Annotated in this window: 19 protein-coding genes; 7 read left to right on the forward strand and 12 right to left on the reverse strand. The window is 65.5% G+C overall.

Annotation, left to right across the window (positions count from 1 at the left end):
- Window positions 1–5 precede the first annotated feature (5 nt).
- Window positions 6–653 carry a type II toxin-antitoxin system RelB family anti-toxin gene (locus PGN27_RS12535; protein WP_019510693.1) on the forward strand — a complete coding sequence of 216 codons (648 nt, stop codon included), beginning with the start codon at window positions 6–8 and terminating at the stop codon, window positions 651–653.
- 89 nt (window positions 654–742) lie between these two features.
- Here PGN27_RS12535 and PGN27_RS12540 read toward each other — a convergent pair whose 3' ends face one another.
- The 7 genes from PGN27_RS12540 to PGN27_RS12570 all read right to left on the reverse strand — a co-directional run bounded on the left by PGN27_RS12540 (window position 743) and on the right by PGN27_RS12570 (window position 6904).
- Entirely contained in the window at window positions 743–1201 is a 459-nt protein-coding gene (locus PGN27_RS12540; protein ID WP_335326408.1) for a hypothetical protein, read from the reverse strand.
- A 159-nt stretch (window positions 1202–1360) separates the two neighbouring features.
- Window positions 1361–1546, reverse strand: coding sequence for a hypothetical protein (locus PGN27_RS12545; RefSeq protein WP_335326409.1), 186 nt, complete (start codon window positions 1544–1546; stop codon window positions 1361–1363).
- 141 nt (window positions 1547–1687) lie between these two features.
- A complete protein-coding gene (locus tag PGN27_RS12550) occupies window positions 1688–2506 on the reverse strand; it encodes a hypothetical protein (protein ID WP_335326410.1) in 819 nt (272 codons plus the stop codon).
- Window positions 2499–2912 carry a hypothetical protein gene (locus PGN27_RS12555; protein WP_335326412.1) on the reverse strand — a complete coding sequence of 138 codons (414 nt, stop codon included), beginning with the start codon at window positions 2910–2912 and terminating at the stop codon, window positions 2499–2501. Before PGN27_RS12555 ends, PGN27_RS12550 begins: the two co-directional genes overlap by 8 nt.
- Complete coding sequence (locus PGN27_RS12560; protein ID WP_335326413.1) at window positions 2909–5800, reverse strand: hypothetical protein; 2892 nt, start codon at window positions 5798–5800, stop codon at window positions 2909–2911. Before PGN27_RS12560 ends, PGN27_RS12555 begins: the two co-directional genes overlap by 4 nt.
- A 4-nt stretch (window positions 5801–5804) precedes the next feature.
- The gene (locus PGN27_RS12565) at window positions 5805–6095 is read right to left on the reverse strand and encodes a WXG100 family type VII secretion target (protein WP_335326414.1); all 291 of its coding nucleotides are present in this window, start codon (window positions 6093–6095) and stop codon (window positions 5805–5807) included.
- The gene (locus tag PGN27_RS12570) at window positions 6095–6904 is read right to left on the reverse strand and encodes a WXG100 family type VII secretion target (RefSeq protein WP_335326415.1); all 810 of its coding nucleotides are present in this window, start codon (window positions 6902–6904) and stop codon (window positions 6095–6097) included. Before PGN27_RS12570 ends, PGN27_RS12565 begins: the two co-directional genes overlap by 1 nt.
- Before the next feature lie 235 nt (window positions 6905–7139).
- Between PGN27_RS12570 and leuA the strand changes: the two genes are divergently transcribed.
- The gene (leuA, locus tag PGN27_RS12575) at window positions 7140–8972 is read left to right on the forward strand and encodes a 2-isopropylmalate synthase (RefSeq protein WP_335326416.1); all 1833 of its coding nucleotides are present in this window, start codon (window positions 7140–7142) and stop codon (window positions 8970–8972) included.
- Here leuA and PGN27_RS12580 read toward each other — a convergent pair.
- Window positions 8954–9943 carry a DEDDh family exonuclease gene (locus tag PGN27_RS12580; RefSeq protein ID WP_335326417.1) on the reverse strand — a complete coding sequence of 330 codons (990 nt, stop codon included), beginning with the start codon at window positions 9941–9943 and terminating at the stop codon, window positions 8954–8956. The two genes, leuA and PGN27_RS12580, sit on opposite strands and share 19 nt — an antisense overlap.
- A gap of 73 nt (window positions 9944–10016) precedes the next feature.
- Between PGN27_RS12580 and PGN27_RS12585 the strand changes: the two genes are divergently transcribed.
- Both PGN27_RS12585 and PGN27_RS12590 read left to right on the forward strand, forming a co-directional pair.
- Window positions 10017–11273 carry a Mur ligase family protein gene (locus PGN27_RS12585; protein ID WP_335326418.1) on the forward strand — a complete coding sequence of 419 codons (1257 nt, stop codon included), beginning with the start codon at window positions 10017–10019 and terminating at the stop codon, window positions 11271–11273.
- Window positions 11270–11974: a type 1 glutamine amidotransferase gene (locus tag PGN27_RS12590; RefSeq protein WP_335326419.1), complete on the forward strand. Its 705-nt coding sequence runs from the start codon at window positions 11270–11272 to the stop codon at window positions 11972–11974. The genes PGN27_RS12585 and PGN27_RS12590 overlap by 4 nt, the downstream gene beginning before the upstream one ends.
- A gap of 1 nt (window position 11975) precedes the next feature.
- Here PGN27_RS12590 and recR read toward each other — a convergent pair whose 3' ends face one another.
- Together recR and PGN27_RS12600 are read right to left on the reverse strand one after the other, a co-directional pair.
- Window positions 11976–12587 (reverse strand): recombination mediator RecR, encoded by a 612-nt coding sequence (recR, locus tag PGN27_RS12595; protein ID WP_083062294.1) that lies wholly within the window; start codon window positions 12585–12587, stop codon window positions 11976–11978.
- A gap of 11 nt (window positions 12588–12598) precedes the next feature.
- Window positions 12599–12934, reverse strand: a complete 336-nt coding sequence (locus PGN27_RS12600) for a YbaB/EbfC family nucleoid-associated protein (RefSeq protein WP_335326420.1) — start codon at window positions 12932–12934, stop codon at window positions 12599–12601.
- Window positions 12935–13075: 141 nt separating this feature from the next.
- Between PGN27_RS12600 and PGN27_RS12605 the strand changes: the two genes are divergently transcribed.
- The gene (locus PGN27_RS12605) at window positions 13076–13810 is read left to right on the forward strand and encodes an Rv3717 family N-acetylmuramoyl-L-alanine amidase (RefSeq protein WP_335328721.1); all 735 of its coding nucleotides are present in this window, start codon (window positions 13076–13078) and stop codon (window positions 13808–13810) included.
- On the opposite strand, the gene PGN27_RS12610 is transcribed toward PGN27_RS12605, so the two are convergent.
- The gene (locus PGN27_RS12610) at window positions 13807–14244 is read right to left on the reverse strand and encodes an SRPBCC family protein (protein ID WP_335326421.1); all 438 of its coding nucleotides are present in this window, start codon (window positions 14242–14244) and stop codon (window positions 13807–13809) included. The two genes, PGN27_RS12605 and PGN27_RS12610, sit on opposite strands and share 4 nt — an antisense overlap.
- A 70-nt stretch (window positions 14245–14314) precedes the next feature.
- On the opposite strand from PGN27_RS12610, the gene PGN27_RS12615 reads away from it, so the two are divergent.
- Together PGN27_RS12615 and PGN27_RS12620 are read left to right on the forward strand one after the other, a co-directional pair.
- Window positions 14315–15685: an FAD-binding oxidoreductase gene (locus PGN27_RS12615; RefSeq protein WP_335326422.1), complete on the forward strand. Its 1371-nt coding sequence runs from the start codon at window positions 14315–14317 to the stop codon at window positions 15683–15685.
- Window positions 15682–16989 carry a class I SAM-dependent methyltransferase gene (locus PGN27_RS12620; protein WP_335326423.1) on the forward strand — a complete coding sequence of 436 codons (1308 nt, stop codon included), beginning with the start codon at window positions 15682–15684 and terminating at the stop codon, window positions 16987–16989. The genes PGN27_RS12615 and PGN27_RS12620 overlap by 4 nt, the downstream gene beginning before the upstream one ends.
- Before the next feature lie 11 nt (window positions 16990–17000).
- Here PGN27_RS12620 and PGN27_RS12625 read toward each other — a convergent pair whose 3' ends face one another.
- A complete protein-coding gene (locus PGN27_RS12625) occupies window positions 17001–18953 on the reverse strand; it encodes a DNA polymerase III subunits gamma/tau (protein ID WP_335326424.1) in 1953 nt (650 codons plus the stop codon).
- Window positions 18954–18974: the final 21 nt, after the last annotated feature.

Genomic DNA, 18974 nt, shown 5'->3' on the forward strand with positions numbered 1-18974 from the left:
CCACCGTGAGCGACGTTCCGCTCCTTCGCAACCAGTCCGGGACCGCCCGCGAGCGGGACCCGCAGGAGCCGGTCGAGGAGTTGGAATTCGAGGCAGCGATCGGCCGCAACGTGCGCCAACTGCGTCAGCAGCACGGTCTGACCGTCGCCGAGATGGCCGCGCGGGTGGGGATCTCCAAGGCCATGATGTCCAAGATCGAGAACGCCCAGACCTCGTGCAGCCTGTCCACGCTGGCGCTGTTGGCCCGCGGCCTGGACGTCCCGGTGACCAGCCTGTTCCGCGGGGCGGATGTGGAGCGGCCCGCGGCGTTCGTCAAGGCCGGGACCGGGGCGGCGATCGTGCGCAACGGCACCAAGCAGGGCCACGAGTACCAACTGCTGAGCTCGCTGCGCGGGGAGCACAAGCGACTGGAATGCCTGCACGTCACGCTGACCGAGAAGAGTCAGACCTACCCGTTGTTCCAGCATCCCGGCACCGAGTTCATCTACATGCTCGAAGGCGTCATGGACTACAGCCACAGCCGCTCGGTGTACACGCTGCACCCCGGCGATTCGCTGCAGATCGACGGCGAGGGTGCGCACGGCCCGGTGGATCTGGTGGAGCTGCCGATCCGCTTCCTGTCGGTGATCGCGTTCCCGGATTCGCAGGTGTAGATCTGCGGAGTTGCCGCTCCTAATGTTCCGCTGACAGCGTCGTCGTGGATATATAGGCGCGACGTCGCTCTCAGCGGAACATTGCGTCGCTAGTGAGCCTCGACCCCGCTGTTCTGAGGTGGCGCCGCCATGTCGTCGATGGTGCCTTGACCCACGTACTCGCACTTGTCGAATGACAGCCGCTCATCGCCATACAGGGTGTTGTCGACGACCACGGCCACCCTTACGGGGAAGTCGCGCATCCCCGAATGCACCTGTGTTCCGGTGAACAAACTGCAGACGATGAGCCCTCGGACGACGAGGAACTGGCCTGCCTCGTCCACCCCGATGTAGTCACGCTGTGCGCGTGTCCAGTCGAATCCTGGCTGCGGGTGGAACCTCAACTCGCGCTCGGTGATTCCGAAGAAGTAGTCATCGCGGTCCGACCCGGACATCTGTCGCGTGACATTGGCGTTCAGCGGGAGTTGGCTCTGGAACTCAGGAATTGCATACGCCAGGCCGCCACCGGACTGGTCGTAGTCGATGCTCGTCAGGGTGAAGTAGGCCACGATAATTCTCCCATCGGTCAGGATGCCCGTTCTTTCGCAGATCTGAGGGTTCAGCGCCCGCGCTCAACGGTTGGCACCCGCAGCAACCCTTAGCAATTCGATGACTCACGATGACTGATATCCGTCCGCATTCAGCGGATCAGTACGGCATCAAGGTCGCTAACCGCCGCACCTCTCCTTCATGCCTGCCAGCGCCGCGTCGTAAAAGCGGTCGATTCGATCTCCGACCCACACGAGCGGGTTCGCAAAGCTCTCGAGCTCCAACCGCGCCTGTTCGGCAATCTCAACCAGCGGAAGATCGGGCTTCTTTAAGGATCTCGTCAAGAACTGCCACTTCTTGGACATGCTCAGGAGGCGGAACTCCGTTCGGCGCGTCAAGCAGGCCAATCATGCATTTCGTTTCAAGCAGTCGTATTGGTCCTGATCCACGATCGCTTCTCAGCCTGATTGGGCGTGGTCGATGGAACCAAATACGAAGTAGATTGCTCAATTATGATCAATTACGAGTTGGTTCTCTACTCCTCGTATGTTCGCTAAGCGACTCGAATCGACTTCTGCTTCGTATACCTCTGGCTCAACAAGACCGGCACCTACACGCTGAGCCGCAGCAGGGTCGTCAGTCAGGAGCAGAACTTCAGCACGAGCGCCAGCATTCCTCAGCACCCGCACCGGGACGCCCTCCAGATCGGCGGTAAAGACACGCTCGAAGACTTCACAATCAGACAAGGATCTGTTCGCTGACCAAACTCGAGGATGGACGAGTTCAAAACCGGGCGGCGCCTGATCCGCTATGGCGGTCAACAGCACGTTGTCTCCGACAACGTCAGCGAAGAACTCCCCGCCGCGCCACCGTGCAAGTGTCCCTACCAACGGACTAGTCGGGCGCCACCGTTGTGCACCGACCCAACCGCGTGCGACACCCTCGTATCGCGAAAGCTGCTTCTGCTCACCGTCATACCGGATTCGCCAGTACTCAGCGCCGAATGGATAGCGCGTCCGACTCATCAACCACACCTGCGCCAATAAGTCACCATGCAAGAATCCACTCGCAAAAGTCGGCCAAGGCCTCTCGGCCTTTGATGGTGGGCTGAAACTCGTCAATCTCGGCTGTCCGAAACGCACTACATCTACGAACTCCGGCGCGCCGTCCACACCGTAAGCTGCCAGAGTCTCCGCCGGTGTTCTCAAACCAACCACCGCCGAAGCCGCAACTACGTATCCGCCGACTTGATCTTCGCCGTTCTGGACGATTGCTGTTGCCTGTGGAGCGTTGAGCAGCTTCTGCAAGACCAGCGGTTCATTCACGGATGCGCTCCTCCACATGGATGTCGGTGATCTCCGTCGGCTCGAAGCTGCCACTCCATCCTTGCTGCTGATCACCCCTCATACCGAGTTCTCGCGCAACCGCCGGTGAGCCGACAAACTCGACTCCTATCCTTCCGCTGGGCAGACGCCGATCTAACAGCACTTCGTGGCCATTCACTTTGCCGCTCACTCGAAGATGGACAATCCTGTCGAGGGCTGACCTAGGCACTTTCACCCACGGTTCCTGCAACCCTCCTGGCAGCTGCCTCTCTCCCTGCTGGAAGGAATCTGGGATGTCGGTACTCGGCTTCGCCTGCAGCGCAACCCAATCCTCACCGCTGAACAAGATAGGGATACGCGCTCCCCGGTACTCCGCAAGTGCACCCGTTACAGGAATCTCAGTCATGGCACATTCCCTTGCGGAGTCCATGCGCCGTCTTTGAGAACAGCAACCAGACGTTGAGTTCCATCTTCGAGCACCTCCCACATCTCGGCACCGTCACGCATTCGCGTACCCGTGGCAAAATACTCTGGAATAACGTCGTCAACACTTTTGGTGAATCCGTTTCCCGTGAATGGATCGTCCCACGAATCGTAACGGTCGGTTCCACCCATATCCGAATTCCGCGGCACGTCATATGTTCCCGGCGACTCCAGGTCGGCCTGGAACCGAATGATGTGGGTTCCGGAATCATGTGGTGAGTACGGGGTGTCGTTGTAGTCCAGACGAAGTCCATCATGCACCTGCGCGGGTGTAGCCAGGTGCGATGTGTCAGCGGCCACAGTGACTGAACCGCCAACGCCGTCTGGCCTGAAATCCTCGTAGGGGGGATTCAAGTAATCATCTGCTCGAGGCGGGTGCAAATTGCCGTCGCTGTCGAACCAGCCAGGAGGAATGACCTTCTGCATGACCGTTTCAGGGCCAGGTGCTGGAAGCTCATCCCGGACGGCATTGACGAGGTTTCGTTCGTCTGGCGTCAACGAGTCTGTCGGCCTATTGATCAGATCGATGAAGTCGTCTCGGCTGACTCCATGGCTTTGCAGAGCGTCGTTGACGCGCTGGTTGTCTCCGAGTTGCTCAGGAGCAAAGGATGTCTGATGAGGGGTTCCGTCAGCCAGCGTGTATACACGACCGCTATCGGGCTGTTCAGGTATCTGGCCATCGTCCGGCCCGCGGGACACATCCGATTGCGCGTCGTCTGCTGTGCCAACACGGCCAGTAGGATCGCCTGTTCCCGTCGAGTCAGCTTCAGGACCCGATCCTGACCCCTCCGCAGGCGGGTCCTTCGCAGCGCCGTCGCCGGTGTCTGAACCGCTATGACTGGACGGCTCACTCGGCCCCTCGCCCCCAGCATGCGATCCACCCCCGGAATCCGACCCGCCGCCGGCCACCGGGCCCGGCCCATCGCCACCACCGGACTTGCTCGGTCCACCCGAGCCGGATGACTCGGCTGACGGTGACGAATGCGAGCCACCCGAAGGCGCTTCCCCGCCAGCGCTGGGCGAACCACCCGTCGGCACAGGGCCGTTCGATGAAGGTCCACCCGAGGCCGCACCACCGGAACTGTCACCGCCGCCATGGGTCGGCGATCCGCCTGTCGGTACGGAGCCACTCGACGACGGAGCATCGCCGCCACCGTGGGTCGGACTGCCACCGGTGGGCGCCGGCCCACCGGACGACAGAGAGCCCGGGCCGGCGCCGTCACGATGAGGGCCAGAGCCATTGGGCGACGGCGTATTTCCTGCCCCAGAACCGGATCCCGTCGAAGACGGCCCGCCAGGTTCACCGGTCTGCGGTCGCACCGTCGGACTACTGTTCGGCGACCCCGGACTTCCCCCCGGCGGATTCACGACCGACGGCGGGACTCCAGGCGACGGAGCGAACTCCGGAACATGAGGCGCGCCAGGATTATCCGGCAGATCGGGAAGCTCAGGCCTGCGAGTCCCGTCAAGGCCCGGCAGCCGCTCGAGCGGACCGAGTTCGCCCTTCTCGAACAGACGGCGCGTCGCGGAAAGCCCCTTGGCTACGGCACCGCCCTTGGCGAAGATGCCACCAGGTATGAACAACGACGCGATATTGCCTGCGGCCTCCCCGATGCCCCGTTCGGGGTTCTCGCCCGTGATCTTGTCGACCGCGAGGAACTGGCCAAGGGATTCTTTGACGACATCGTCGAGCTTGAACGGATCCTTGACGAGCATGATCGCCGTGTCCGCCATCCCCTTCCAGGTGTCCGGATCTGCCAGTGCCAGTGTCCCGGAGACCAGCCCGATTGCCGCAACCCCCACACCTACCTGCAGACCGGTGTAGATCTTCAGGCCATCGGCCATCAGATTGCCCGCGTCTTCACCGAAGGCTCCAACCAGGATCGGTCGAATCCACTTCTGGAATGAGTCGGCGGCCTCGCCGAGCAGATTTCCCAGCTCCTGGAGAAGGCCGAGCACGCCCTGCAGTTGATTCTGGAAGTTCTCCAGTACGGTGCCGACATCCTTGGCTATCTGTCGGAGCGTGTTCTCGCCCTCGCCGGTGAAGAATCCGGTGACCGTATCCCACAAGCCGTCCAGTGAGATCCGGTCCAGCAGTCGCCGGATGGCGTCCTGGGTCTCCTGAACTCCGCGGGCGAAATCGGTGATGGTCGTGGAGAGTTGGTCGGCAATGCTGGCCAACTTGGTCGCACCATCACCCAGGTCCTGCAGGGCCTTCTTGATCTGTCCGGCTTCGGGAATGTCCTGCGCACCCGCCAGGATCTCCGCCGACTGCAGAGCCGGCTCGAAGACCTTGAGTCCGCGGCCGATGTTGGACCATTGTGCCGCAGTCAGATTCATCATTGCTGAGTTGCCGGTCGGCCAGGTCAGCGCCATCCCGAACAGCGGAACCATGTTCAACAACGGCTGTATGAGCCACCACTTGGGCGGCGGCGGGACCATACCCGTCACAGATGCGTATGGGGCATCACCGGCCTTGGTCTCGGCCTGCTCACCGCTGACCGATCCGGTGGGACCCGACCCGCCCGGCACCGAGGCTTGATCGGCGTGTTGATAGTTCATGCCGGTGGCTTCCAGCATCAACCCGACACTCTTGAACGCATTGGCGAGTTCGGCCAGATACTTACCGAACTGATCCGCCTGCCGGCCGTACCCGATTCCGAAGTTCAGTCCGGCGGGGTCGGTCCCGGATGCGATACCGCTTGAGAGCACCTGACTCGTCGCATCCGAGAGCGCCCCGAGTTGTGTCCCCAGGCCTCCGACGTTCTTGCCGGCGTCGATCAGCGCCTGCGGCTCTACCTCGATCCGCACCGAATCAGCCCGCCCACATCTTGCCGTTCTTGTCGACGGCATCGGAGTAGTTCTTGCGCGCATTGTCGGCGACCTGGCACAGCGACTCCAGCGACTTCTTCATCTGCTCGGCACCGTCTTCCCACTGCTGCTGGGTCTGCGCCTGGGTGTCGGATGCCTGCCCCTCCCAGTTGGCCCGCAGCGCGGCGACCGCCTGGTCGATCTCGTCGAGCACCTCGGCCACCTCGCGGCCGAACTCCGCCATATGGTCGATGGCGCCCTGCAACTGCGGAAAGTCCACGATCAGCTTCGTCATCACAACCTCCTACCGGGCGCGGACTCCAGGCCCGACGTACCAGGATCCGCTCGCTCGGGCTCCACCGGCGCTGCCGAACCCGGCCCGGCACCGGCCGACGCTCCCTCGGGCGCCTGCGCCTCAGGCTTTTCTTCCCCGGCGGCCTCAGCGGCGCCGGAGGCCTCCGCGGCATCGGCGGCCTCGGCTTGCTGGGCGATCTCGATACCCGCTTGCACCGCCTGTTGGGCGGCACCGGCCGCGATCTGGCCGGCTTGCACCAGGCCGGCGGTCAACTGGCCGGCCATCTGTGCCGGAATCGCTCCCAGCTGTGACAACGGCTGCATGACCTGCCCGAGGTTCATCGAGTCGGCCAGGCTTGGGGCATTCGCACCAGCGCCGCCGGTCTGCCCGCTCGCCCCGCCGGCCGGAGCCGCTGAACCACCCGCCGAGGACGCAGCAGCAGGCGCAGCGCCACCCGCCGGACTGCCACCCCCGCCCCCACTGCCGGTGCCACCGCCACCACCGCCCTGCATGGACGTCCCCAGCGCCCTGCCTGCCTCTTCGTCCTGGGCCGCATAAACCCGGCCCGCCTCATCCAGAGCATCCGACATGGTCTGCAGCGCGCGGACCACCTGCCCGGCCCCGTTGTGCCACTGATCCCAGTACTTCCCGAACGCGGTGGCGGCCTCGCCCTTCCAGCCTGATGACAGCAGGTTGCTGGTCTCCAGATCGACCGACGACAGGCCGTCCTGAAGGCGCTGGGCGGACGCGCGCAATCGATCAGCCGCGACGTGCAGTTCCGAGGTGACGACCTCGACCGACCCGCTCATCTCACCCCCAACTGGTTCGCCTCCCCTAGCACCCTAAGCCGGGACCGCGGCCCTGGATCGCACCAATTCGCGGGTGCCGTTTTGGCTGACGGGCCACCCGGAGTACAGTTGCCGACGTGCAGCGGGTGCTCCTTCTCGGACGCCGCGACGGGGTCTGATCCAGACTGGCTTCCCGTCGCGGGTTTTCGCGATGCGCCGGTCTGATAGCAACCACAAGACCCCCGGAGCCACTACAATGACCAGCTTCAGCAAGTCCTCAGTAGATTCCCCCGACGCTTTTTCGTCGGTGCGCACCATCAACACCCCCGCGGGTGCCCCCAACCCCGGCCAGCCGGCGTGGAACACCCAGCGCGGCTCGTCCATGCCGGTGAACCGGTACCGATCCTTCGCCGAAGAGGTCGAACCGATCCGCCTGACCGACCGGACCTGGCCGGACAAGGTGATCGACACCGCGCCGTCCTGGTGCGCAGTGGATCTGCGTGACGGCAACCAGGCACTGATCGATCCGATGAGCCCGGCCCGCAAACGCCGGATGTTCGACCTGCTGGTGCGCATGGGTTACAAGGAGATCGAGGTCGGTTTCCCGTCGGCCAGTCAGACCGATTTCGACTTCGTCCGCGAGATCATCGAGCAGGGTGCCATCCCCGACGACGTCACCATCCAGGTGCTGACCCAGTGCCGGCCGGAACTGATCACCCGCACCTTCGAGGCGTGCTCCGGCGCGCCGAAGGTGATTGTGCATTTCTACAACTCGACGTCGATCCTGCAGCGCCGCGTGGTCTTCCGCGCCGACCGTGACGCTGTCAAGGCGATCGCCACCGATGGCGCCCGGATGTGCGTCGAGGAGGCCAAGAAGTACCCGGACACCAAGTGGCGCTTCGAGTATTCGCCGGAGTCCTACACCGGTACCGAACTGGAGTACGCCGTCGACGTCTGCAATGCCGTCGCCGAGATCGTCAAGCCCACCCCCGATGTCCCGCTGATCATCAACCTGCCCGCCACCGTCGAGATGGCCACGCCCAACGTGTACGCCGATTCGATCGAGTGGATGAACCGGCACCTGAGCCCGCGCGATTCCATCATCCTGAGCCTGCACCCGCACAATGACCGCGGAACTGCCGTTGCTGCAGCCGAATTGGGCTACCAGGCCGGAGCGGACCGGATCGAGGGATGCCTGTTCGGCAACGGCGAGCGCACCGGCAACGTCTGCCTGGTGACACTGGGTCTGAACATGTTCAGCCGCGGCGTGGATCCGCAGATCGACTTCTCCAACATCGACGAGATCCGCCGCACGGTCGAGTACTGCAACCAGCTGCCGGTGCACGAGCGGCATCCCTACGGTGGCGATCTGGTCTACACCGCCTTCTCCGGCAGCCACCAGGACGCCATCAACAAGGGCCTGGATGCGATGAAAGTATCCGCCGACGAACAAGATTCGGATGTCGATGACATCCTGTGGCAGGTTCCGTACCTGCCGATCGACCCCAAGGACGTCGGGCGCACCTACGAGGCCGTGATCCGGGTGAACTCGCAGTCCGGCAAGGGCGGCGTCGCCTACATCATGAAGGCCGACCACGGGCTGGCGCTGCCGCGACGGCTGCAGATCGAGTTCAGCCAGGCCATCCAGCAGATCACCGACGGTGAAGGCGGCGAGGTTTCACCCAAGGAGATCTGGGACGCGTTTTCCGAGGAGTACCTGCAGCCGATCGTTCCGCTGGAACGCATCCGACAGAAGGTGGACGCCGCCGAGGTCGACGGTGGCACCGACACCATCACTGCGACGGTGTTGGTCAACGGCGAGGAACGCGAGATCGTCGGTGCCGGCAACGGACCGCTGGCGGCGTTCGTGGACGCCGTGGGTGCCATCGGGTTCAACGTCAACGTGCTGGACTACTCCGAGCATGCGATGTCCTCCGGCGAGGAGGCCCAAGCCGCCGCCTACGTCGAGGCATCCATCGACGGCCGCACGGTATGGGGTGTCGGTATCGCCACCTCGATCACGACCGCGTCGCTGCGGGCGGTGGTCTCGGCGGTGAACCGGGCGGCGCGTCAGAACAACGCGAACTGATCTCCGTCGGCGGTGGCATCGACGAACGGCTCGACGTCGGTGCCGCCGGCCACCCGGTCGATCATCATCATGAACTCGGCATCGCCGACCAACGGAATGCCCAGGTCGGCCGCCTGGTAGCCCTTACCCTGTTCCGGTTCCGGTTCATTGCAGACGACCAGCGAGGTCTGCTGATCGACGTTCTCGGCGTACGCCAACCCTGCGTCCAGGATCCGCTCGATGACCTCTTCGTGGGTGCGGGTCATCTCCGCTGACAACGCCACGCGCATGCCCTGCACCAATGGCCGGTCGGCAACGTAGGGCCCCGGATTCTGGAAGGCGCACGGCATCCTGGCGGCAAGCACCTTCAACGGGCGCAGCTCATCGTGGGTGACCCGGCCGTTGGGCCAGATGCGTCGGCTGACTGGCCGGATGGGCAGCCACGATCGTCGTTCGCGCGCCTGCACCAACGCCGGTTTGAGGATCTGCGCGAGCACCAAAGCGTCATCGAGGGCATCGTGCGGGCGCAGCTGGGTGGCACCCCAATGCCTCGCCAGTGTTTCCAGTCGAAGATTCTCGGTGCCGAGATCCAGCCTGCGGGCCAGTTCGACGGTGCACATCACCGTGTCGGTGGGCAGCTGAGCCCCGACCAGTTCGGCCTCGGCAGCCAGGAAGGCGTAGTCGAACGCCACGTTGTGCGCGACCATCGTGCGTCCGTGCAGGACCTCCATCAGCTGCGGGACGATATCGGCGAACGTCGGTTGTCCCTCCAGCATGTCGGAGGTCAGACCGTGCACATGGGTGGGACCGGGGTCGACCCCGGGATTGAGCAACGAGGACATGCTGTGCTCGACGTTGCCGTCGTCGCCGACCGCCAGCGCGGCGACGCTGACCACCCTAGCCTGGCCCGGCCGGAAACCCGTCGTCTCGACGTCGACGACGGCCCATCCGGCGCCCGCGTCGGCCGCCGGCCGGCCCCAGCACTGGCTCATGATCCCAGGGTTGCACGGTGGTCCGACAACACCGGATCGCACTGCCGCGTGTCGGGCACCTAAAATCCGCTTCATGGTCTCGACCGGCGAGCAGGAGCGCAGCCTTCGGGCAATCAGCCCCAGAGGTCGGTTCGCGCTGGGCGCGGGGGCGGCCGCCCGCTGGGCGTCACGGGTGACCGGGCGCGGCGCGGGCGCCATGATCGGCGGCCTGGTGGCGATGTCGATCGACAAGTCCATCCTGGGCCAACTCGGCGCGGGCCGCCGCACCGTCGTCGTGACCGGAACGAACGGCAAGTCCACCACCACCAGGATGACCGCCGCGGCGCTGGCCACCATGGGCCCGGTGGCCACCAACGCCGAGGGCGCCAACATGGACGCCGGACTCGTCGCGGCGCTGGCCGGTACCCGCAAGGCGGAACTGGCCGCCTTGGAAGTCGACGAGATGCACGTCCCGCATGTGAGCGATGCGGTGCACCCCGCGGTGATCGTCCTGCTGAACTTGTCGCGGGACCAGCTCGATCGCGTCGGTGAAATCAATCACATCGAACGGACACTGCGATCCGGGCTGGCCCGCCACCCAGATGCGGTCGTCATCGCCAATTGTGATGACGTGCTGATGACCTCGGCGGCCTACGACTGCCCAAACGTGGTGTGGGTGGCCGCCGGCGGATCGTGGGCAGGTGATTCGGTGAGTTGTCCGCGTAGCGGCGAGATCATCGTCCGCGATGGCCAGCACTGGTACTCCACCGGAACGGATTTCAAGCGGCCCACTCCGCAATGGTCCTTCGACGACACCGATATCCATGGCCCCGAAGGATTCACGACACCGATGGCCCTGGCCCTTCCCGGCGCGGCCAACCGCGGTAACGCCACCCAGGCCGTTGCGGCGGCAGTCGCGCTGGGTGCTGATCCGGCCGCCGCCGTCACCGCCGTCGCCGCGGTGGACGAGGTTGCCGGGCGCTACCGGACGGTACAGATCGGCAACCACACCGCGCGGCTACTGCTGGCCAAGAACCCAGCCGGTTGGCAGGAGGCGTTGTCGATGATCGACAAAGACGCTGCGGGCGTTGTCATTTCGGTCAACGGACAGGTGCCCGACGGCGAGGACCTGTCCTGGTTGTGGGATGTTCGCTTCGAGCATTTCGAGCAGACACAGGTGGTCGCGGCCGGCGAGCGCGGGACGGATCTGGCGGTACGACTCGGCTACGCCGGTGTCGAGCACACCCTGGTGCATGACACGGTGGCGGCCATCGAGTCCTGTCCCCCTGGACATGTCGAGGTGATCGCGAACTACACCGCTTTCCTGCAGCTGAATCGGCGGGTCTCATGATCCGGATCGGTCTGGTGCTACCGGACGTGATGGGCACCTACGGCGACAGCGGTAATGCCGTGGTCCTGCGTCAGCGCCTGGCGATGCGTGGCATCGACGCCGAGATCATCGAGATCACGCTGGCCGACCCGGTTCCGGACTCGTTGGAGATCTACACCCTCGGCGGTGCCGAGGACTACGCCCAGCGACTGGCCACCAAGCACCTGATCCGTTATCCGGGTCTGCAGCGCGCCGCCGTGCGGGGCGCGCCGGTGCTGGCGATCTGCGCGGCCATCCAGGTACTCGGGCACTGGTATGAGACATCAGCCGGTGAACGCGTCGACGGTGTCGGTCTACTCGACGTCACGACCTCGCCGCAGGACGTCCGCACCATCGGCGAGGTGGCATCCACGCCACTGATCCCGGGACTGACCCAACCGCTGACCGGTTTCGAAAACCACCGCGGTGGAACGGTTCTCGGCACCGACGCCGAGCCGCTGGCCGCGGTCACCAAGGGGGCGGGCAATCGCGCCGGAGACGGATACGACGGTGCCGTGCAGGGCAGTGTCGTCGCGACCTACCTGCACGGTCCGTGCCTGGCGCGCAATCCGGAACTGGCAGACCATCTGCTGTCCCGGGTGGTCGGTGAGCTGCCACCGCTGCAGCTGCCCGAGGTCGACCTGCTGCGCGCGGAACGACTGGCCGCCCCGCGCCGCGTCTGAGCTAGACCATCGCGCGGCGGCCGGCGAGCGCACGCCCCAGCGTCAGCTCGTCGGCAAACTCCAGATCCCCACCCATCGGCAGGCCCGAGGCGATCCGACTGACCGTCAGTCCGGGGATATCGCGCAGCATGCGCATCAGGTAGGTGGCCGTGGCCTCCCCCTCGGTGTTCGGATCGGTGGCGATGATCACCTCGGCGACATCGACTCCGTCGACCCGCTCACCGATACGGTTCAGCAGTTCACGGATGCGCAGCTGGTCCGGCCCGATCCCCGACAGCGGATCCAGCGCACCACCAAGTACGTGATAGCGGCCGCGGAACTCGCGGGTCCGCTCGACGGCCTGGATGTCCTTGGGCTCCTCGACAACGCACACCAGCGACGCATCGCGACGCGGGTCGTTACAGATCCGGCAGCGCTCGGCGTCGGAGACGTTGCCGCACACCGCGCAGAAGGTCACTCCGTCGCGGATACGGCCCAGCACGGCGGTCAGCCGGTCGATATCGGGTGGTTCGACAGACAGCAGGTGGAACGCGATGCGCTGCGCGCTCTTGGGACCGATTCCCGGCAGCTTGCCGAGCTCGTCGATCAGGTCCTGAACAGGCCCCTCAAACATGGCGATACAAGCTAGGCTCCGGGGATCCCAAGGCCGCCCAGCCCACCGGCGAGCGGCCCGAGCCGAGTCTGGGCCAAGATGGTGACCTGCTTGGACGCATCGGCGAGCGCACCGACGATGAGGTCCTGAAGCGTCTCCGGATCGGTGGGATCGATCACCTTCGGGTCGATCGCGACGCCGATCACCTCGCCGCTGCCCTTCATCGTGACCTGAACCAGACCACCACCGCCCTGACCGTGCACCTCGGCATTGGCCAGCGCCTCCTGAGCCTCCATCAACTGCTGCTGCACCTGCTGGGCCTGTGCGAGCAGTGCCGACATATCGGGCTGACCACCACCGGGTTGCATCGGGGATCCCTTCTCGAAGCTGGCACTGCGGGTTGGTTGCGGCTCGGTCTCGACTTCGTTGCGCTACGAGCCCAAGGCGATTTGCCCCTCAACACTAGCCGCCGCCGCGACTACCGTGGCGGCGTGCACGTCCCCAAGAGCATGCGTGTCGGTGCCCTGGCAGCCACGCTCGTCGTCGTCGCCGCGTCCGGCGCTGCCCCGAACGCCGTGGCCGCCCCGAACAGCATCGCCGGCAAGATCGTCTTCCTCGACCCTGGCCACAACGGAGCCAACGACGCCTCGATCAGTCGGCAGGTCCCCAATGGACGCGGTGGGACCAAGGACTGCCAGGCCAGCGGCACGACCAGCGACTCCGGTTATCCCGAGCACACCTTCAACTGGGACGTGACCCTGCGCATCCGGGCGATCCTGAACGCCAACGGCGTGCGCACCGCGATGTCCCGTGGCAATGACGACGCCCTCGGTCCGTGCATCGACGAGCGCGCCGCCATGGCCAACGCCCTGCGTCCCGATGCGGTGGTCAGCGTGCACGCCGACGGCGGACCCGCGACCGGACGCGGATTCCACGTGCTCTATTCATCGCCACCGCTGAACACGGTGCAGGCGGGTCCGTCGGTCCAATTCGCGACGATCATGCGTGACCAACTGCAGGGCTCGGGCATCCCGCCGTCGAACTACATCGGTTCCGGCGGACTGAACCCGCGATCGGATATCGCCGGACTGAACCTGGCCCAGTTTCCGTCGATCCTGGTCGAGCTGGGCAACATGAAGAATCCCGCCGACTCGGCGCTCATGGAGTCCGAGGCAGGTCGCCAGAAGTTGGCCGAAGCCGTGGCGCGCGGGATCGCAACCTGGCTGGCCAACAAGCCGGGTTAGGCCTCGAGTTCCTTCTTCAGGTTCTCCAGCACCTCGGCCTGGATCTTGCGCAGGCCCAGCGGCGCGAAGGTCTTCTCGAAGAAGCCCTTGATGCCGCCGGCTCCGGTCCACGAGGTCTTGACGGTGACTGTCGACCCGGTACCTGCCGGCGCCACGGTCCAGTTGGTGATCAGCGACGAGTTGGCGTCCTTCTCGATGACGGTCTTACCTGCCACATCGATGCTGGCCTTCACATCGCGTGAGCGCGACTCGGTGGCCTGCAGCTTCCAGGCCACCACCGTGCCCGCGCCCTGACCACCCTCGAGCACCGCGTAATTGCTGTAGTGCGAGGAGAGAATCTTCGGCCGCACCGTCTGGTAATCGGCGACCGCGGCGAGCACAGCGTCCGGCTCGGCGTTGATCAACACAGTGCTGGAGGCGCTGACCTGTCCCATGAGTGCAAAACTCCCGTCATCACGTGGCTGTCCGGTCGCAAGGTCCGCGACCGAGGACTAGCGTATATGTGTGTCTGTCGGTGCGGCGGACGCACAAGCTGTGCACGAGGCGGGCGTCCAGCGACTGCTGGCCAGTTACCACGCCATCCCCGCGACAGCGACTGTGCGGCTGAGCAAACCCACGTCCAACTTGTTCCGGACGCGGGAGACCTCCCGCGCTCAGGGACTGGACATCACCGGCCTCACCGGCGTCGTCGCCGTGGACCCGCAGGCGCGCACCGCCGAGGTGTCGGGGATGTGCACCTACGAGGATCTGGTCGCGGCCACGTTGCCCTACGGCTTGTCCCCGCTGGTGGTACCCCAGCTCAAGACCATCACCCTCGGAGGCGCCGTCACAGGACTGGGTATCGAGTCGGCATCCTTCCGCAACGGGCTACCGCATGAGTCGGTGCTCGAGCTCGACATCCTCACCGGCGGCGGGGAGATCGTGACCGCACGCCGCGACCAGCACGCCGACCTCTTCCATGCCTTCCCGAATTCTTATGGCACGCTGGGCTACTCGGTGAGGATGAAGATCGAACTGGAACCCGTGCACCCGTTCGTGACATTGCACCACCTGCGCTTCCACTCGTTGACCGAGCTGGTGTCGACGATGGAACGCATCATCGACACCCGCGGCTACGACGGCATTCCCGTTCATTACCTGGACGGCGTGGTGTTCAGCGCGACCGAGAGCTATCTGTGCCTGGGCACGCAGACCGCAACGCCCGGCCCGGTCAGCGATTACACCGGTCGCGACATCTACTACCGGTCCATCCAGGACGTCGAGCACGACCGGCTGACCATCGCCGATTATCTGTGGCGCTGGGATACCGACTGGTTCTGGTGTTCACGGGCTTTCGGCGCCCAGCACCCGGTGATCCGACGACTGTGGCCGCGACGGTACCGGCGAAGCAGCTTCTACTGGAAGCTGATCGGCTACGACCAACGCTTCCACATCGCCGACCGCATCGAGAAACATCACGGCCGCCCGCCCCGGGAGCGCGTGGTCCAGGACGTCGAGGTGCCCGTCGAACAATGCGTGCCGTTCCTGGACTGGTTCCTCGACAACGTGCCGATTGAACCGATCTGGTTGTGCCCGTTGCGTCTACGCGCCGACGAGCATTGGCCGCTGTACCCGCTGCGTCCACGGCACACCTACGTCAACATCGGGTTCTGGTCATCGGTGCCGAGCGGTCCCACGCCGGGATTCACCAACCGGCGCATCGAGGCGAAAGTCGCCGAACTCGACGGACACAAATCGCTGTACTCGGAATCGTTCTTCAGCCCAGAGGAATTCGACCAACTCTACGGTGGAGAGGCGTATCGGACCGTGAAGAAGACCTACGACCCGCAGTCCCGATTGCTCGACCTGTACGCGAAGGCGGTGCAAAGACGATGACCACCTACAAGGACCATGCCCCCGATCAGAGCCGGCTCAGCCTCGCCGAGATCTTGGAGATCTTCGCGGCGGGACAGTTGCCGTTGAAGTTCACCGCCTACGACGGCAGTTCCACCGGCCCCGATGACGCCGCCGTCGGACTGGACCTACGACGCCCGCGCGGCACGACCTACCTGGCCACCGCCCCCGGCGAACTCGGTCTCGCGCGCGCCTATGTCGCCGGCGATATCGAGCCGGTGGGCGTGCATCCAGGAGATCCATACGAGTTGTTGCGTGCCCTGGCAGCCTCGTCGGCCTTCAAGCGCCCGCCTGCGCGGGTGCTGGCCAACATCATCGCCTCGATCGGGCTGGAACATCTCGTACCGGTGGCGCCACCGCCACAAGAGGCGCTACCTCGGTGGCGCCGCGTCGCGGAAGGGTTACGGCACAGCAAGTCTCGCGATGCGGACGCGATCCATCACCACTACGACGTATCCAATGCGTTCTACGAGTTCGTGCTCGGCCCGTCGATGACCTACACCTGTGCGTGTTACCCGGACGAGTCGGCCACCCTGGAGCAGGCCCAGGACAACAAGTATCGGTTGGTGTTCGAGAAGCTCCGGCTGCGTCCCGGCGATCGCCTGCTCGACGTGGGTTGCGGTTGGGGCGGCATGGTCCGATATGCCGCGCGGCACGGTGTCCACGCGCTCGGGGTGACGCTGTCGGCCGAGCAGGCCGGCTGGGCCCAACGTGCCATCGCCGACGAGGGCCTCTCCGAATTCGCCGAGGTGCGCCACGGCGATTACCGCGATATCACCGAATCGGGTTTCGACGCGGTGTCCTCCATCGGCCTGACCGAGCACATCGGGGTCGCCAATTACCCGGCGTACTTCGCCTTTCTGCAGGCGCGGCTGCGCCCTGGCGGGCTGCTGCTCAACCATTGCATAACCCGGCCCGATAATCGCGCCGACGCCTCGGCCGGCTTCTTCATCGACCGCTACGTCTTCCCCGACGGGGAGCTGACCGGCGCCGGACGCATCATCACCGAGGCACAGAACGTCGGGCTGGAAGTCATCCATGAGGAGAACCTGCGCCACCACTATGCGATGACATTGCGCGATTGGTGTCGCAACCTGGTCGAGCACTGGGACGAGGCGGTGGCCGAGGTCGGACTTGCAACAGCGCGGGTGTGGGGCCTCTACATGGCCGGTTCGCGTCTGGGCTTCGAATCCAATGTCGTTCAGCTACATCAGGTTCTGGCCGTCAAGACCGACGACCACGGCAATGACGGCGGCCTGCCGCTACGCCCGTGGTGGACGGCCTGACGTTTCTCGATCTAGCCCTTCTCGATCCGACGGGCCCCGAGTTCGTTCTGCAGCAGCTCGATGGCCACTTCCTCGGGATCACGACGGACGACGTCGGAGGTGTCGGCGCTCGCCTCGGCAAGCATCCGCTCCTCCTCGGCTGCCGGGTCCGGCCGCGCCGCCGTCTCGGTGTCCGAGGGCACCGGCTCACCGGTGTCGGGCACACACCGGATCAGCCAATTGACGCCCAGCGCATCCTTGAGCGCCTCGCAGATCACATCGACGTTGCGCTGCTCGTTGAGCCGCTTGGCCAGCGGCGGGGCCCGGTGGCTCAACACCAGGGTGTCGCCGTCGACCGCACGGACGATCGCGTCGGCCAACATCGCGTTGACCGGCTTACTGCGGGCATTGACCTTCTCGCGCACCGTATCCCACAACGCGCGCACCGCGGCGGCATCGGGTTCTCCGACCGCGGCGGCAGCCGGTGTCGGTACCGGGGCGGGTGGTTGCGGTGAGGGTTCGGGAACCGGGACCGGTTGCGGGGTCGGTGCGGGCGGCGGGTTCGGCGCGGGCTCTGGAGCCGGTGTCGGCTCGGGCCGCGGTTGCGGTTCAGGAACAGGCACGGGCGTCGGCTCGGGAACGGGCACCGGGGTCGGCGCGGGCCGCGGTGGCGGAACGGGAGCCGGGGCCCCCGCCTCGGACTTGGCCTCAGACTTGGGCTCGGACTTGGACTCCGCCTGGGCCTGCGCACGGCTGGCACGCACGAACTGGCGGGCGGGCACCGGTGGCGTTTCGGCGGGTGCCGCATTCGGCAGCGCGCCGGGGATGGCCATGTCCAGCCGTGTCTCGATGCGCTCGATACGTTGCAGCAGAGCCGATTCGGTGTCATGTGCCGACGGAAGCAGCAACCGTGCGCAGACCACCTCCAACAGCAGCCGGGGCGCGGTGGCCCCGCGCATCTCGCCGAGTCCCGCGTGCACGACCTCCGCATAGCGGGCAAGGGTCGCTGCACCCAACCGAGTGGCCTGATCGCGCATCCGTTCGAGGACACCGTCGGGTGCATCCACCACACCACGGTCGGCGGCATCCGGAACCGCTTGCATCACAATGAGGTCGCGGAACCGCTCCAGGAGGTCGGTGGCGAAACGTCGCGGATCATGGCCGGCGTCGATCACCGATTCGACGGCGCCGAACAGCGCGGCGGCATCGCCTGCGGCCAACGCGTCCACCGCCTCGTCGATCAGGGCGACATCGGTTGCGCCCAGCAGCGACAACGCCCGCTGGTAGACGACCCGGTTGCCCTCGGCACCGGCGACCAACTGGTCGAGCACCGAGAGACTGTCACGTGGCGAGCCGCCACCGGCGCGGATCACCAAGGGGTAGACGGCGTCATCCACCGTCACACCCTCGTCGGCGCAGATCCGTTCCAGCAGCCCGCGCATGGTCTTGGGAGCCAACAAGCGGAACGGATAGTGGTGGGTGCGCGACCGGATCGTCGGTAGCACCTTTTCCGGCTCGGTGGTGGCGAAGACGAAGATCAGGTGATCCGGCGGCTCCTCGACGATCTTGAGCAGCGCGTTGAACCCGGCCGTGGTGACCATGTGCGCCTCGTCGACGATGAAGATGCGGTACCGCGACTGGGCGGGCGCATAGAACGCTCGATCGCGCAGTTCACGGGTGTCGTCGACACCGCCGTGGCTGGCGGCGTCCAACTCGACCACGTCGACATTGCCCGGGCCGTTCGGGGCCAGCGCGACGCAGGAGTCGCACACCCCGCACGGCGTCGGTGTCGGGCCCTGCTCACAGTTCAGCGAGCGCGCCAAGATGCGGGCCGAGGACGTCTTACCGCAGCCGCGCGGGCCGGAGAACAGGTAGGCGTGATTGATCCGGCCCGCCGAGAGCGCCGTCGACAACGGGTCGGTGACATGCTCCTGGCCGACCACCTCGGCGAAGCTTGCGGGTCGGTACTTGCGGTAGAGCGCCACGGTCGCCCAGGTTACCCAGCG

The organism is Mycolicibacterium neoaurum (genome assembly GCF_036946495.1).
In the GTDB taxonomy this organism is placed as follows: domain Bacteria; phylum Actinomycetota; class Actinomycetes; order Mycobacteriales; family Mycobacteriaceae; genus Mycobacterium; species Mycobacterium neoaurum_B.